The 12730-nt window shown below is 59.8% G+C and carries 17 protein-coding genes; 1 reads left to right on the top strand and 16 read right to left on the bottom strand.

Annotated features, from left to right (window positions below; all coding sequences use genetic code 11):
• Nucleotides 1-17: 17 nt before the first annotated feature.
• The 12 genes from GQF02_RS02450 to flgB all read right to left on the bottom strand — a co-directional run bounded on the left by GQF02_RS02450 (nucleotide 18) and on the right by flgB (nucleotide 9707).
• Nucleotides 18-1049, bottom strand: coding sequence for a hypothetical protein (locus GQF02_RS02450; RefSeq protein ID WP_124736342.1), 1032 nt, complete (start codon nucleotides 1047-1049; stop codon nucleotides 18-20).
• 8 nt (nucleotides 1050-1057) lie between these two features.
• Nucleotides 1058-1954 carry a flagellar hook-associated protein FlgL gene (gene flgL / locus GQF02_RS02445; protein ID WP_160794557.1) on the bottom strand — a complete coding sequence of 299 codons (897 nt, stop codon included), beginning with the start codon at nucleotides 1952-1954 and terminating at the stop codon, nucleotides 1058-1060.
• Nucleotides 1955-1964: 10 nt separating this feature from the next.
• Nucleotides 1965-3332: a flagellar hook-associated protein FlgK gene (gene flgK, locus GQF02_RS02440; protein ID WP_160794555.1), complete on the bottom strand. Its 1368-nt coding sequence runs from the start codon at nucleotides 3330-3332 to the stop codon at nucleotides 1965-1967.
• Between the two features lie 84 nt (nucleotides 3333-3416).
• The gene (locus tag GQF02_RS02435; RefSeq protein ID WP_124736339.1) at nucleotides 3417-3758 is read right to left on the bottom strand and encodes a hypothetical protein; all 342 of its coding nucleotides are present in this window, start codon (nucleotides 3756-3758) and stop codon (nucleotides 3417-3419) included.
• Nucleotides 3759-3767: 9 nt separating this feature from the next.
• Nucleotides 3768-4889 carry a flagellar basal body P-ring protein FlgI gene (locus tag GQF02_RS02430; protein WP_235930018.1) on the bottom strand — a complete coding sequence of 374 codons (1122 nt, stop codon included), beginning with the start codon at nucleotides 4887-4889 and terminating at the stop codon, nucleotides 3768-3770.
• Nucleotides 4874-5509 (bottom strand): flagellar basal body L-ring protein FlgH, encoded by a 636-nt coding sequence (gene flgH / locus GQF02_RS02425; RefSeq protein WP_235930017.1) that lies wholly within the window; start codon nucleotides 5507-5509, stop codon nucleotides 4874-4876. Before flgH ends, GQF02_RS02430 begins: the two co-directional genes overlap by 16 nt.
• 5 nt (nucleotides 5510-5514) lie before the next feature.
• Nucleotides 5515-6303: a flagellar basal-body rod protein FlgG gene (gene flgG, locus GQF02_RS02420; protein ID WP_124736337.1), complete on the bottom strand. Its 789-nt coding sequence runs from the start codon at nucleotides 6301-6303 to the stop codon at nucleotides 5515-5517.
• 15 nt (nucleotides 6304-6318) lie between these two features.
• Nucleotides 6319-7044, bottom strand: coding sequence for a flagellar basal body rod protein FlgF (locus GQF02_RS02415; RefSeq protein WP_124736336.1), 726 nt, complete (start codon nucleotides 7042-7044; stop codon nucleotides 6319-6321).
• 7 nt (nucleotides 7045-7051) lie between these two features.
• Entirely contained in the window at nucleotides 7052-8233 is a 1182-nt protein-coding gene (locus GQF02_RS02410) for a flagellar hook protein FlgE (RefSeq protein ID WP_160794551.1), read from the bottom strand.
• 2 nt (nucleotides 8234-8235) lie between these two features.
• The gene (locus GQF02_RS02405; protein WP_160794549.1) at nucleotides 8236-8928 is read right to left on the bottom strand and encodes a flagellar hook capping FlgD N-terminal domain-containing protein; all 693 of its coding nucleotides are present in this window, start codon (nucleotides 8926-8928) and stop codon (nucleotides 8236-8238) included.
• Nucleotides 8928-9344: a flagellar basal body rod protein FlgC gene (gene flgC / locus GQF02_RS02400; protein WP_160794547.1), complete on the bottom strand. Its 417-nt coding sequence runs from the start codon at nucleotides 9342-9344 to the stop codon at nucleotides 8928-8930. The genes GQF02_RS02405 and flgC overlap by 1 nt, the downstream gene beginning before the upstream one ends.
• 3 nt (nucleotides 9345-9347) lie before the next feature.
• Nucleotides 9348-9707, bottom strand: coding sequence for a flagellar basal body rod protein FlgB (gene flgB / locus GQF02_RS02395; RefSeq protein ID WP_160794545.1), 360 nt, complete (start codon nucleotides 9705-9707; stop codon nucleotides 9348-9350).
• A 133-nt stretch (nucleotides 9708-9840) separates the two neighbouring features.
• Here flgB and flgA point away from each other — a divergent pair, with 133 nt between their 5' ends.
• Nucleotides 9841-10506, top strand: coding sequence for a flagellar basal body P-ring formation chaperone FlgA (gene flgA / locus GQF02_RS02390; protein ID WP_160794543.1), 666 nt, complete (start codon nucleotides 9841-9843; stop codon nucleotides 10504-10506).
• Here the strand turns inward: flgA and flgJ are convergent.
• The 4 genes from flgJ to GQF02_RS02370 all read right to left on the bottom strand — a co-directional run bounded on the left by flgJ (nucleotide 10490) and on the right by GQF02_RS02370 (nucleotide 12663).
• Complete coding sequence (flgJ, locus tag GQF02_RS02385) at nucleotides 10490-11233, bottom strand: flagellar assembly peptidoglycan hydrolase FlgJ (protein WP_235930016.1); 744 nt, start codon at nucleotides 11231-11233, stop codon at nucleotides 10490-10492. The two genes, flgA and flgJ, sit on opposite strands and share 17 nt — an antisense overlap.
• On the bottom strand, nucleotides 11220-11645 hold the full coding sequence (locus GQF02_RS02380) for a flagellar protein FlgN (RefSeq protein ID WP_160794541.1): 426 nt from the start codon (nucleotides 11643-11645) through the stop codon (nucleotides 11220-11222). Before GQF02_RS02380 ends, flgJ begins: the two co-directional genes overlap by 14 nt.
• Nucleotides 11642-11911 (bottom strand): flagellar biosynthesis anti-sigma factor FlgM, encoded by a 270-nt coding sequence (flgM, locus tag GQF02_RS02375; RefSeq protein ID WP_160794539.1) that lies wholly within the window; start codon nucleotides 11909-11911, stop codon nucleotides 11642-11644. The genes GQF02_RS02380 and flgM overlap by 4 nt, the downstream gene beginning before the upstream one ends.
• Nucleotides 11912-11973: 62 nt before the next feature.
• The gene (locus tag GQF02_RS02370) at nucleotides 11974-12663 is read right to left on the bottom strand and encodes a Crp/Fnr family transcriptional regulator (RefSeq protein WP_328698586.1); all 690 of its coding nucleotides are present in this window, start codon (nucleotides 12661-12663) and stop codon (nucleotides 11974-11976) included.
• Nucleotides 12664-12730 lie beyond the last annotated feature (67 nt).

Genomic DNA, 12730 nt, shown 5'->3' with positions numbered 1-12730 from the left:
GGCAGCGCCTGCCGCCATTAGCGCAGGGACAGCAGGGACAATACGCGATAACGGCTGACGCCGGACAACGCCGGCAGGATTTCGTAATAGCCCTGATAGGCATCACGCTGGTTGAGTCGGGCATTGAAATCCGCGACAAAACCCTGCGCCCAACTTTGCTCGTCCATGCTCACCAGACGGGAAATGGAGTGCTCGGCCTCGGCAATCGCACTCAAGATAGCTGCGCGCGATTGCTGCACCTGGGCAATGATGCTGACAACGCGCTGCAGACTCTGGCGGACACCCGCATGGTCATCCAGTTGCCAGGGCATCTGAAACGGGTCGGACTCGGTTTCCAGGCGCACGCGCTGTGGCGAGCCGGCCGGAAAACGCACGCCTTCGCCACGCACCATCAAACCCTCGCGCAGCCGTGCCAGTGCCGACTCTTCGACGCTGAATGCCAGCGCCCCGCCATCGTCCACCTCGGCACGCAAACCCATGCCCCCCAGCGCCCGGTTAAAGCGCTGCAGCAGGGTCTTTTCATCAACCCCGTCACCGACGACGACCACCGCAGGCGGCACGCCGCGCTCCGGCCCGATCAGCACAAGGGTTTCCGCCTTGCCTTGGGTCAGCGCAGAAAGATCCATACCGCGCAGCGAAAAACGCTGACGCACTTGCCCGGTCACCTGGAAATGCAGCTTCCCGTCCAGCGTGCCGTCCGTCTTGGCCTCGCGCTGCGCCCATTGCGCCCCGACTTCATCGGATCGGGCCTGCAAGGGCTCTTTTTCAATGCGCCGACTGCCCAGTTCGCGCCCCAAATCGGACTTAAGCAGCTCCAGACGGCGCAATAGCTGATCAACAAAATCAAGCGATTGCTGGGCGCTCGTCAATTGCTGGTTCAGCTGCGTGCTATAACGCCAGCCCGACACCGCTGATTCGCGCTGGCTACTATTTTCCGTGTCAGCGGTGGCGGAGAGCGACCCTGTGCGCGCAGCCGCCACAACAGGCTCGGCCAGCCGGCCTTTCTTGCCAAGTGCTGGAGTATCCAGTGTCGTCAACAAGGGGCGCATATCCGTCCTCAGATCACATTAAACAAGGTCAGCTGGCTAACCTTGCCGTAGGCCTTCTGGCTTGCCTGCAAGGCAAGCGTGTAGGCATTCATTTTGATGAAGGCCTCCGCATAGTCGAGCCGGCCGATATCGGTTGCGTTTTTCTGGTTGGCAAGACTGACGTTGCTGTGGTTGTCGGCCATCATCTTGATGATGTTCTGCGCTCCGCCCTGCTGGGCGATCTTGCTGCCTATCATCTGGTGCGCACTGTCCAGCACACCCAAGGTTTTGCGCACATCATCACCCACGGCCGCCGCCGTCAAGGCGGGATCGTCCAGCTTCACAATCAGCGCTTCCAGCTGGTTGAGCATATCGGGCAACTGCGCTAGCGTGGTATTCGACACCTGACTGACGCCATGCCCCACGACCACCGGAATCGTATCCTCATTGCCGCCAAAACTATACACAGCTGTTGTGACATCCCGTTTAATGGCGGCATGACCATTGGCGGTTCCGGAAAAAAGATAGCGCCCCTCCTGGTCACGGACATTGGCAGAAAACACCAGACTATCGCGCAGGCTTTTAAGCGAGCTGCCCATGGCCTGCAGATCGGCAGCCGTATTGCTGCCATCGGCCGCCCACACCAGCAAGTCACGCATCTGCATCATGTCATTGCTGATGCTGTCCAGATGCGCCTCGTTCAGCGACAAGCGCGTGCTAAGCGCCGTGATATTGGAAAGATACTGGCCGATGGCCGCCTCCTCGCGCTCCAGACGCAGCAGGCGCACGCTGGCTATCGGATCATCGGAGGGCACATTCAGACGGTTACCCGATGACATCTGCTGCCCGAGCTCGGCCAATTTGGCGTTATTGTCCTGCAACACGGCATTCATGGCACTGTGGTACTGGGTGCTGGCAATACGCATCTTCAACTCCTTACAAAATGGCCAGTGTGCTGTCGAACAGCTCGCCGGCCACGGCGATCACCTTCATATTCGCCTGATACATTTTCTGAAATTCGATCAGGTTGACCGCCTCTTCGTCGCTATTCACGCCGCTAGCCGACTTCCATGCGCTCTCGGCCTCGGCGCGCACTGCCTTAGCCGTCTCCAGCGAAGCCTTATTCTGCTGGCTGGCAATGGCCAGCTGCCCGACCAGCTGCGCATAGGCATCGCCAAAGCTCACCTTGCCAAGCGCGGCGACATCCACCTTTTCCTCACGAATGGCGATCAGTGCATTCAGATTGCCGCTATTGGCCGGCGTACCGGCAACAGAGGAAAAAGCCAGCTCTTCCGCCGTCAGCGGCGCCAGACTGACCGCACCATCCGACGCACCGATAATAAATAACGGCTTGCCTTGATTACCCTGCAAATCAAAACCGCCGGCCAGCACCTCGTTTGTCCGTGTCGCCAGCTGGCCCATCAGGCTCTTGACTGCCGTCAGCTGCGGGCGCAGCACATTTTTTTCATAGTCGCCCAAGCCTCCCAGCGTGCCACCGGCGCGCTCGTCGCTCAGCACAAAACGCTCATTGGCAAACTGTAAGGTCAAGCGCTGGGAGCCATCCTGCTGCGGCTCGACCGATAGTGCAGCGGCCGTATCACCCACGACCAAAGGCGCGCCTCCCGGCAAGCTGATGCTCTTGCTGCCATCACCCAGCGTAGTCACGCGCACATCAACCAGCTTGGCCAAGGCGTCGATCTGGCGGTCTCGCTCATCCAGCAAGCCGGCCACATTGCTGCTCATCGCCTCGGCTGCGGCCACTTTCTGATTTAACTGAGCCACCTGCTGCGACAGCAAATTGATCTGGCCGACCACGGCTGCGCGCTGCTCACCCACCGATGCCAGCTGCACGGCAAACACCCGGTTAAGATTGTCGCTACGGCGCACCAGTGCATCGGCCTCGCTAATGACCTGCTGGCGCAAAGGCAGGGAAGCCGGCTCGACACTGACGGCATTCAGCGCGGCATAGAATTTGTCCAGGCCCGCCGACAAGCTCGTGCCACTGCTGCCCATCACCTGTTCCAGTTGCTGGAAATACTCGCGTGAAGCCGCAAGCTGGCCCTGTTGTGATTGTGCCTGCCACATCTGCAGGTTTTTATAGGTATCGCTGTAACGGCGAATGGCAAGAACATCCACGCCGGAGCCGGCGCTCAGGCGATCGCCGCTGGCGGCCGCCAGCGGCGACAACACCACACCCTGACGCGAATAGCCCGGAGTCATCACGTTGGAAATATTCTGGCTGATGGTATTGAGCGCGGCCTGGGCCGCACTGGCACCAGACAGCGCATTGCTGGTCATGCGCATAATATGGACTCGTTATCAGATAGCTGTCGTGGCAAACCGGGCAGCAGAAGCCACGCCCTGCCCATCAAGAGCGACCATAAAGGACTAATCCTTAAGTTCCTGCGCTGCAGAGGCAGGGGTCAACTGGCGTAAAATGGCATCCGCCACACCAAAAGCACGCGAACGGGCGATCTGGTCGGCAACCGCCATCTGCGCGATGCCGGACAGCTCACTGCCGCTGCCCTTGCCGAACAGGCCTTGTTCGCCGGCAATCGCCTGCGTTCCCTTGTCCATGTCCTTGAACATTTCGCGCACAAACACCGCCTCGAACGCTTCGGCCGCCTGCGCCGCTTTTTGCTGCCACGCGGCATCGGCCACGGCAGGCTGCGTATCGGCCACAACTTCGGTCACAAGCGGCAGAGCACTCTGCATCTGGGTTTTAAGCATGGTCTTTCCTTAAATGACTACCAGCTCGCCATCTATCGCACCGGCCTGATCCAGCGCCTGCAGGATGGACATGATGTCGTCCGGCGACGCGCCTATGCTGTTGACGGTATCGATAATGCTTTGCAATTTGACGCCGGCCGGCCAGCGGAACATGCGGCCATTGCCTTCGGCCACCTGCACCTGAGATTGCGGCACGACTTCGGTGCGCCCGCCGGCAAAGGCATTCGGCTGGCTGACCGCATCCTGCTCGCCGATAATCACCCGCAAGCTGCCATGCGACACGGCGGCGGCGCGCACGGTCACGCCCTGGCTGATGACAACGGTGCCGGTGCGCGAGTTGAACACCACGCGCGGCAGCTCGTCGCCGGTGGCGATATTCAGCCGCTCCAGCCTGGCAACAAAAGCAACCCGCTCGGTCGGGTTAAGCGGTGCCAGCACCTCGATCGAGGTGGCGTCACGGGTCGAGGCCAGCGCGCCGAACTGGCGGTTAATGGTATTGACGATATTGGTCGAAGTCTGGAAATTGGGCCGCTTCAGGCTCAGGCGGATGCTGGGCCCGCTGTCGAAATCGGTAGCGATCTCGCGCTCGACCGAAGCACCATTGGGAATGCGCCCGGAAGTCGGGGTATTGACGGTGACACTGGAGCCGCTCTTGCCCTGCGCCGACAAGCCACCCACGACCACGCTACCCTGAGCCAGCGCATAGACCTCGCCATCGGCCGCCTTAAGCGTGGTCAGCAGCAAGGTGCCGCCCCTGAGGCTCTTGGCATCCCCCAGCGACGACACATTCACGTCGACTGTCTGCCCCTTGCGGTAACCGGGCGGCAATACCGCACTCACCATCACGGCGGCCACATTTTTGACCTTGGTGCCGCCCCCCTCCGGCTGCTTAAGGCCGAACTGGTTCAAAAGATTGGCGACCGACTGGCCGGAAAATTTCACCTGGGCATTGTCACCCGAGCCATCCAGCCCGACGACAATGCCGTAACCTATCAACTGGTTCTCGCGTATACCTTCGATACTGACAAGATTGCGCAATAGCTGCGCCTGCGCCAGTACGGGCACACATAACAGCAGCAGGCGCAACAGGGGAAAGAACGGCATCAACTGGCCTTTCAGAACGGCATCCATGGACTATTGAACACCCGCATCAGCCAACCGGCAGCATTGGCATCGCTCAAGGCGCCACGCCCAGCGTAACCGATACGGGCATTGGCAATGCGCTGCGAGGAAATGCGATTATTGCTGTCTACATCATCGACGCGGACATAACCTGTCAGGCGCAAATACTCTTCGCCCTGATTCAGGGTCAGCTGTTTTTCACCCTTGACCAGCATCAGGCCGTTGGGCAATACCTGCTGCACGACAACCGTCAATGAGCCGGACAGGCTGTTTTGCTGCGATGACGAGGCCGCGCCATTGAAATTACGCCCGGCATCGATGCCGACATTGGTCTTATAGGTATTGCTGCCGATCACAGCCGGGCTGATTTCCACCCCGGACTTCTTGTCGAACTGGGTACCGGCACGCTTGCTCGCCTGGGTGGTTTCTTCCAGCACCACCGTCAGCACATCGCCCGGACGAAACGCACGCTTATCCGCCACCAGCGACGCCGCACCATAAGCCGAAAACACGCCACCGCCGCTGCCCTTGGCACTGGCCAAAGGTACCGGCGGCAGTTCGGGCTCGCTCTCCCTGACCTGCGGCATCTGGGCGCAACCTGCAAGCAAAACCAGGCCAAGCCAGAGCATGTATCTCATCGTGCCGACTGGGCCAGGTTCTGCATCATATTGTCGGCAGCCGACAGCACCTTGGTATTCATCTCGTAGGTGCGCTGCGCCGCAATCATTTCAACCATTTCTTCGACTACCTGTACATTCGAGCCTTCCAGCGCGCCCTGTTTGAGCTTGCCCATGCCATCCGCACCCGGATTGCCCTCGACCGGTGCGCCGCTGGCATCGGTTTCCTGAAACAGATTGCCGCCCAAGGCCAGCAGGCCGGTCGGATTCACGAAGCTGGCCAGCGTCAACTGCCCCACAGCCTGCAACTGAGTCGAGCCGGGCACACCGACAGACACCTGGCCACTTTCGCTGATGGTGACCGATGTGGCATTAGCCGGCAGCGTCATGGCCGGCACCAGCGGCAGCCCTTGCGCGGTCACCAGTTGCCCTTCGGCATTAACCTGCAGCTGCCCCGCACGGGTATAGCCAGTATTGCCGTCGGCCATCTGCACTTGCAGAAAACCCTGACCGATAATGGCCACGTCCATGGCTTGCCCGGTCGTGGAAATCGCCCCGCCGGTAAACACCTTCTGCGTGCCGGCCAGGCGTGTGCCATTGCCGAACTGCACGCCGGAAGGTGCCAGATTATTGGCATCGACCTGCGCACCGGGCTGGCGCTCAATCTGGTAAAACAAGTCTTCGAACACCAGCCGGTCGCGCTTGAAACCCACGGTATTGGCATTGGCCAGATTATTGGCAATCGCCCCCAGGCGCGCATCCTGCGCCTGAATGCCGGTCTTGCTGATCCATAAAGCCGGATTCATGATCTTCTCCTTGGCTTAGCCGCGCACCAGACGATTGCCGGCATCGGCCATTTCGCTGGCGGTAGTGAACATTTTCATCTGCAATTCAAAATCGCGCCCCAAAGCCATGGTCGCAATCATTTCCTCGACCGCCGACACATTGCTGCGCTCCAGATGCCCGCCCTTGACGCGCACCGTATCGTCTGCCGGCAAAGTCCCGCCGGCACGGCTGATAATGAAACCGTTGCCATTCTTGCTAAGCTCTTCCGGCACCGGCCTGACCAACTTGAGCTTGGCTACCGGCTGCATCAGCGTTTCACCCTGCGCCTGCACCGACAAAGTCCCATCGGCGGCAATCGCCAGCTGGCTAAATGGCGGCAGCGTGATCGCACCGCCATCGCCCAGCACCGGCCGGCCCTGCACGCTCAGCGTGCCATCGGCACCGACATCCAGACTGCCGGCGCGGGTATACACTTCCTGTCCGCCATCAAGCACCGCCAGAAAACCTTCGCCCTCGATCGCCACATCCAGCTCGCGCCCGGTCGCATGAATCGCACCGGGCCGGCTATTGACCGCAGAAGGCTCCAGCCTTGTCACATGACGGGCATCAAAACCGCTGCCGGCTACCGCCTGACTGCGCGCCACGCCAAAATCGGCGCGAAAGCCGCCGGTTTCGCTATTGGCCAGATTATTGGCATGTACCTGCTGCGCCTTGAGTGCACGGTTGGCTCCGCTCATGGCGGTAAATATCAGCGCGTCCATAATCGCCTTAAATTGCCTGCATCAGAGCCTGAATCGCCTGACTCTCGGCCGTAATCACCTTGGTGTTGGCCTGATAGCTGCGCTGCGCACTCATCAGTTTCACCAGCTCACCGGTCATATCGACGTTGGAGCCTTCCAGTACACCAGCCGCCAGCACGCCAGCCTTGCCGTTACCCGGCACCGACACCACGGCAGTACCGGAAGCGGGCGAATCTATCCAGCTGGCACCGGATACCGGCGACAGCCCGGCCTCGTTGGGGAAGTTGGCAATGGCCAATACCCCGACCGCCATGCGCTGGCCATTACTGTATTGGGCGACCAGTTCGCCATTGCTTTCGATGCGGACCCCGGTCATCACACCCGAGGCATAGCCGTTAACGCTATTGGCCAAGGTGGTGCTTTCGCCGGCAAACAAGGTGGTACCCGAATAGTCGACATTGACCGTCAATGGTGCCGCACCCGCAGGCGTACCCAGAGCAAGAGAGTTGATGGCAGGCACGTTCAGCTGACCATCCGCGCCGAAAGTCAGCGTAGCAGGCGCGCCGGCTGGCTTGCCATCCAGCGTATATTGCACCTGGACTTCATTGTCCCCCGTCCGGACAAAATACTGGGTCAGGTTATGCTTGTCGCCACGCGAGTCATACACCACCGAGACGGTCGAGGCATTAAAAGTCGACGGGTCGTTCTTGTCGAAGGTTCCGGTCATCTTCGTCCACGCGGTAGACAGGTTACCGGTGTATTTGAGTGCAGTGCTGGCCATGGCCGGGATCTGGCCGGATGGAATCTTAAGATCGCCCAGCGCACCCATCGCACCATTTGCCGCATTCATGGCATAGCCCTGCACGCGTCGTGCCGAACCGTCGACCAGAAAACCGTCCTTGTCGGTATTGAACATGCCGACCCGCGTGTACTGGTCCGAGCCGTCGCTGCCACGGGTAATAAAGAAGCCGCTACCGTCAATGGCCGCATCCAGCAGGCGTCCGGTCGACTGCATCCCGCCCATGCGGGCGATATCCTGCGTCTTGGAGGAGATGCCGACACCCATCGCCTGCGAGCCCACATAGAGCGAGGCAAAGTTGGTGCGGCCAGTCTTGTAGCCATAGGACGAGGCGTTGGCAATATTGTTACTGATACTGTCCAGCTGGCTGCTGACAGCATTGATGCCGGAAACTGCGATTTCTAGACTCATGACTATCCTTGAGCGTCGCGGGTAGCCGAACCGCGCAACTGGGTAATGGAAGAAGCGGGAAACTCGCCCAGACCTGCCAGGCGCAGCAAGGGTTCGCCTCCGGACACGGGCAGGCGCACACCCTCGATACGCGCCTCGAACTCGAGCATCGGTTTTTTACCAGATGCCGTTTGCACGCTGACCTCATAGCGGCCAGCAGGCAATTTCAGCGCCGCCGGATCAATACTGAAAGCAAACGCCCCCTCCGGCCGCGCGCCCAGATCCACCTTGGTCTGGCTGCCATCGGCCGCTGTCAGCGTCACCGAAACCGCTTTTTCCGCACCGGGAAGCGTCAGGTGGCCGCTAAGCGGGCCAGAAGCGCTCGACAGTTCAAGCTGATTGGTAGAAACCCGCGACAGATGCCCGACCTGCCCCCCCAGCGCCAGCCCCTGCAGTTCGCGCATCATCAGGGCATTGCCCTTGAGCTCGGACAACATGGAAAGCGAAGTCTGCATCTGGTTCATCTGTACCAGCTGATTGACGAACTGGGCAGGGTCGCTGGGCGACAAGGGGTCCTGATTCTTGATCTGCGCCATCAGCAAAGTCATGAACATGTCTGCATCGCCCAAGGTTTGACCGGCAGCCTTGGCAACCGGTGTCTCCCCCTTGGGTCCGCCAGTGTTCCGCTCATCGACTGTCACGCCTGAAATTGCCATCAGCCTTCTCCCATCTTGAGCAGGTCGCCCTGCATGGAACGTACCCGGGTCATCACTTCGACATTGGTTTGAAAAGCGCGCGAGGCCGCCATCATGTCGGTCATTTCCTCGACCGGATTCACATTGGGGTAGAACACATTACCGTCCGCATCCGCCAGCGGGTTGCCCGGTTCATGCAGCTTGCGCAGCGGCGCTGGGCTTTTGACGACATCCAGCACTGCCACTGTCGCGCCTTGCCAGCCATCCGCGCCCCCTTGTGCCATGGCGGCAAACACCGGCTTGCGGGCACGATAAGCCACTGCCTCCGAGCCCGAGGCAGACTCGGCATTGGCCAGATTACTGGCGATGGTATTCAGGCGGATGGTCTGCGCCGTCATGGCCGAACCCGCGATGCGGGAGATATCCCTGAAAGACATGATTTATTGCCCCGAAATGGCTTTGGCCAAGCCCCTGAATTTCATGTTCAGGAAAGTCAGGCTGGTCTGGAAATCGCTGGTATTCTGGGCAAACTCGGCTTGCTCGACACCCAGTTCCACCGTATTGCCATCCAGCGATGCATGATTGGGCATACGGTATTTTGCCGCCGTATCCAGCGCCATCTCCATATCGCCTTCGCCGCTAGTCGCCTGCTCCAGCGCGGCAGAAAAATCGATATCGCGCGCCTGGTAACCGGGCGTGCTTTCATTGGCCAGGTTAGATGCCAGAATGCGTGTACGCTCCGCCCTCAGTTTGAGCGCTTCAGGATGAATACCCAGCGCCTTGTCAAAAGCTATCCCCATTGACACCCCTAGCCATGTTCAATACCGTTGCTATGACTCAAGATACTGGTTAAGAATAAACCGGTAAAATTGATAGGGGATATTAATAAGCCCCCCGAGATACGTACATGTAATAATTACCAAGACAGCCAGAATGGCAATATTCACGAACCCCTGCCGCCAGGCGCTGATGCTTGGCTTGTTATGTCTGGCCATGGGTGCGCTTGCCGCCATGCCAGCCATACACCAACAACTCGATATCGCGGCAAACCAGGCACTGCAATCGCAGGCAAAAGCCGGCGAAAAGCCGCCCGCTGCCCAACTGAGCTTTATCCCGCCACGCGAAGCCGACCGTCTGCCCCTCTGCCCGTCAATGCTGCAGATACGCAAGATCGACACCCGCAACCCCGGGCGCATGCGTTTTGCCGTGACTTGCCCCGGCCTGTGGCAAAGCATATGGACAGTACGCGCCCGCCTCCTCGCGTCTTCGCCGCAGACGCCAGAAACAGAAGCCGCGCCCGGCAAGGCACAACAAGGCAGTCACAGGGAAAAGGTTGCCACGCAAGACAGCAAGAAAGACGCAGGAGTCGAACCGCCTCACCCGTCAGCGCCATCCAGCTCAGGGGATGGGCGCGTGCTGATCAGACGCGGCGACAAGATAGACATCATCGCCAGCCGCCCCGGCATCGAGGTCAGGGTCAGCGCAGAAGCGCAAAATCATGGCAAGGCTGGGGATATCATACGGGTGAAGAATCTGGCCAGTGGCCGGGTTTTTCCGGCCAGAGTCAGCGCGGCGGGGGTCGTTAGCCCGCTGGAGTAGTGACACGCGCCTGGCGCTGGCGCAAGGATGTCACCACGCTACTGAGTTTGGCGGCGTAATCCGGATCGGTAGCATAGCCGCCTTGCGCCAGCGCACGGGCATAGGCTGCGCCATCACTTCCCACCCCCAGGGCGGCACGATAGCGCGGGTTTGAGGAAATCAGGCGCGCATAGTCGTTAAAGGCTGCGGCGTAATCGGGATAGGCGCGAAAAGACTCGACGCTTTTGCGCGCCTGCCCGTCGACAAATTCATGGGTCACGCTGCGGGTGCGCTCACCTTGCCAGCCCTCCCCCGCCTTGATACCGAACAAATTGAAGCTATTCGCGCCATCCTCGCGCACGATGGGGCGACGCCCCCAATCGGACTCCAGCGCCGCATGTGCCGCGACAATCTCCGGTGCCACGCCCAATGCGCTGGCTGCCTGACGCGCATAAGGCAAAACGGCGCTGGCAAAATCCTCCGCCGACCCCGCAAGCGAAACGGCGCGCGCAGCGCCAGCCTCACCCACCATGGCAAGCCGGCTATGCAGCCAGGCACCATCAGGCGAAAGCGCCGGCATCGCCTCAGATTCTCCGTGACGGATATAGTCGCTGACCTCCTGCCGGGTTTGCCGGTAAAGTGCGGAAAACTGGCCGGCAGCGCCAGGGGCTGGCGCAGGCAGAGTGGCCGCAGCCGGCATCTCCCCTGCCACCAAAAACGGCAGACGCCGGGACTCAGGCAGAAACATAGACATCCTCGTCACCGAACATCACCCGGGTCAACAAGCCGTGCTGCTCGCTCATCAGCCGGCCATTGCGCGTATTCAGCGACTGGCAATGCTGCACCTTGCTACACAAGGCTTCCCAGTGTGCCCGGCAGCGCGTCGCGATATCGGCGGGCAAACGCATAAACACCTGTTCGATTGAAGTCAGCCTGCTAACACCCAATGCTTCCAGCAGCAAACGCTCGCGCTCACAACGGCTGCCATCCAGCGTTGCACTCAGTTGCAGAATGCTTTCAGCAAGCGATGCAAGCCGGGATGCATCACAGTGCACAATGGCGCCGAGTTGCGCTTCCAGCAGATGCTCGAGCTCTGCGTAAGCACTACGGTCAGCCTGAATACCGGCCATCAACTGCTTGAGCACTGCCGCGTTCATCATCCCTGATTGCCATGGTAGCGGGCGATCAGCCCGGCCAGTTTATCCGCATCAAAACCGATTTCACCGCGCGCCAGCGCCTGACGAATCACGGCGACTTTATCCATGTCCACCTCCGCCATGGCGGAAAGCGCATTCATCGCAGGCGCAATACGCGCAGACTCCGCACTGCCTTGCTTCACCTCGGCAGGCGAGGGAGAAGCGGGCGCACCGCTACGCTTGCCGGCGGGCAGTTCACGCAGTTCTGTTCTTTGTGGTGTGATACGCATCTCTTGCCTCGTTTATCCTTGAACCCCTTACCCTAGATAAGGCGACAGCAGCCGGCAAAAACTTAAAACTGTTCCGGCAAAGGTTTAAGCAAGGTGATGCGGCGGTTATCCAGACGGATGTAATGCCCGTATACCAGCTCTTTAAGGATGCGCGCCACCATCTCGCGCGAAGAGCCGATACGCTCGGCTATTTCCTGTTGCGTAAAGGGTTTTTCCAGCTGCAATGCGCCATCTATGTCCACCATCACCTCGCCGAACAGGATGCGGATACGGCCATAGACATCGAGCAAGGCCAGATTGCGGGCCACCAGGGACATGGTTCGCACCATGCCGGCCAGACGCAAAAGAATTTGCTGCCGGCTGACGGCACAAGGCAGACCATCCTTGTCGTCGAATACCATCATCAGGTCCTGACGGCGGAATCTCAGCAGTTCGCACTCTTCATCGGCACAGCAGCCCCATGCACTGCCACCACCATCCAGATAGGAGACTTCCCCCAGTACATCGCCGGGCTTGCTGAACAGAAAAACAAAACGCTTGCCACTCCCATCTTCGGCACAGCACTGAATACGGCCGGACAGTTGCACATAGATGGCATCAAGCACATCCCCTTCACGGAATAAGGTTTCCCCCTTGCGCAAGCGCAACGGTATTCCCACCTCCAGTAGGCGCGCCAGTGCGGCTTCGTCCAGCTCGGCAAAAAAATCGCATTGCGCGACCTGTTGCCGGATATTGTCATTATTTTGGGTCACGATTTCTGCTTCACACTTGCCCTGACAACCGGATACCACAGCAGAAACTATTAAGAAATCTGGCGGT

Origin of the sequence: Craterilacuibacter sinensis (genome assembly GCF_009831765.1) — a bacterium.
In the GTDB taxonomy this organism is placed as follows: domain Bacteria; phylum Pseudomonadota; class Gammaproteobacteria; order Burkholderiales; family Chromobacteriaceae; genus Craterilacuibacter; species Craterilacuibacter sinensis.
This window is presented reverse-complemented; position numbering and strand designations above follow the sequence as displayed.

Bases quoted from the DNA above. Each gene is read 5' to 3' on its own strand.
- GQF02_RS02410 (WP_160794551.1), bottom strand. From the start codon at position 8,233: ATGAGTCTAGAAATCGCAGTTTCCGGCATCAATGCTGTCAGCAGCCAG.
- flgJ (WP_235930016.1), bottom strand. From the start codon at position 11,233: ATGTTTCTGCCTGAGTCCCGGCGTCTGCCGTTTTTGGTGGCAGGGGAG.
- flgK (WP_160794555.1), bottom strand. From the start codon at position 3,332: ATGCGCATGACCAGCAATGCGCTGTCTGGTGCCAGTGCGGCCCAGGCC.
- flgH (WP_235930017.1), bottom strand. From the start codon at position 5,509: ATGCTCTGGCTTGGCCTGGTTTTGCTTGCAGGTTGCGCCCAGATGCCG.
- flgA (WP_160794543.1), top strand. From the start codon at position 9,841: ATGGCAATATTCACGAACCCCTGCCGCCAGGCGCTGATGCTTGGCTTG.
- GQF02_RS02380 (WP_160794541.1), bottom strand. From the start codon at position 11,645: ATGATGAACGCGGCAGTGCTCAAGCAGTTGATGGCCGGTATTCAGGCT.
- flgG (WP_124736337.1), bottom strand. From the start codon at position 6,303: ATGAATCCGGCTTTATGGATCAGCAAGACCGGCATTCAGGCGCAGGAT.
- flgB (WP_160794545.1), bottom strand. From the start codon at position 9,707: ATGGGGATAGCTTTTGACAAGGCGCTGGGTATTCATCCTGAAGCGCTC.
- GQF02_RS02415 (WP_124736336.1), bottom strand. From the start codon at position 7,044: ATGGACGCGCTGATATTTACCGCCATGAGCGGAGCCAACCGTGCACTC.
- GQF02_RS02450 (WP_124736342.1), bottom strand. From the start codon at position 1,049: ATGCGCCCCTTGTTGACGACACTGGATACTCCAGCACTTGGCAAGAAA.
- GQF02_RS02430 (WP_235930018.1), bottom strand. From the start codon at position 4,889: ATGGATGCCGTTCTGAAAGGCCAGTTGATGCCGTTCTTTCCCCTGTTG.
- GQF02_RS02405 (WP_160794549.1), bottom strand. From the start codon at position 8,928: ATGGCAATTTCAGGCGTGACAGTCGATGAGCGGAACACTGGCGGACCC.
- flgC (WP_160794547.1), bottom strand. From the start codon at position 9,344: ATGTCTTTCAGGGATATCTCCCGCATCGCGGGTTCGGCCATGACGGCG.
- flgL (WP_160794557.1), bottom strand. From the start codon at position 1,954: ATGCGTATTGCCAGCACCCAGTACCACAGTGCCATGAATGCCGTGTTG.
- flgM (WP_160794539.1), bottom strand. From the start codon at position 11,911: ATGCGTATCACACCACAAAGAACAGAACTGCGTGAACTGCCCGCCGGC.
- GQF02_RS02435 (WP_124736339.1), bottom strand. From the start codon at position 3,758: ATGCTTAAAACCCAGATGCAGAGTGCTCTGCCGCTTGTGACCGAAGTT.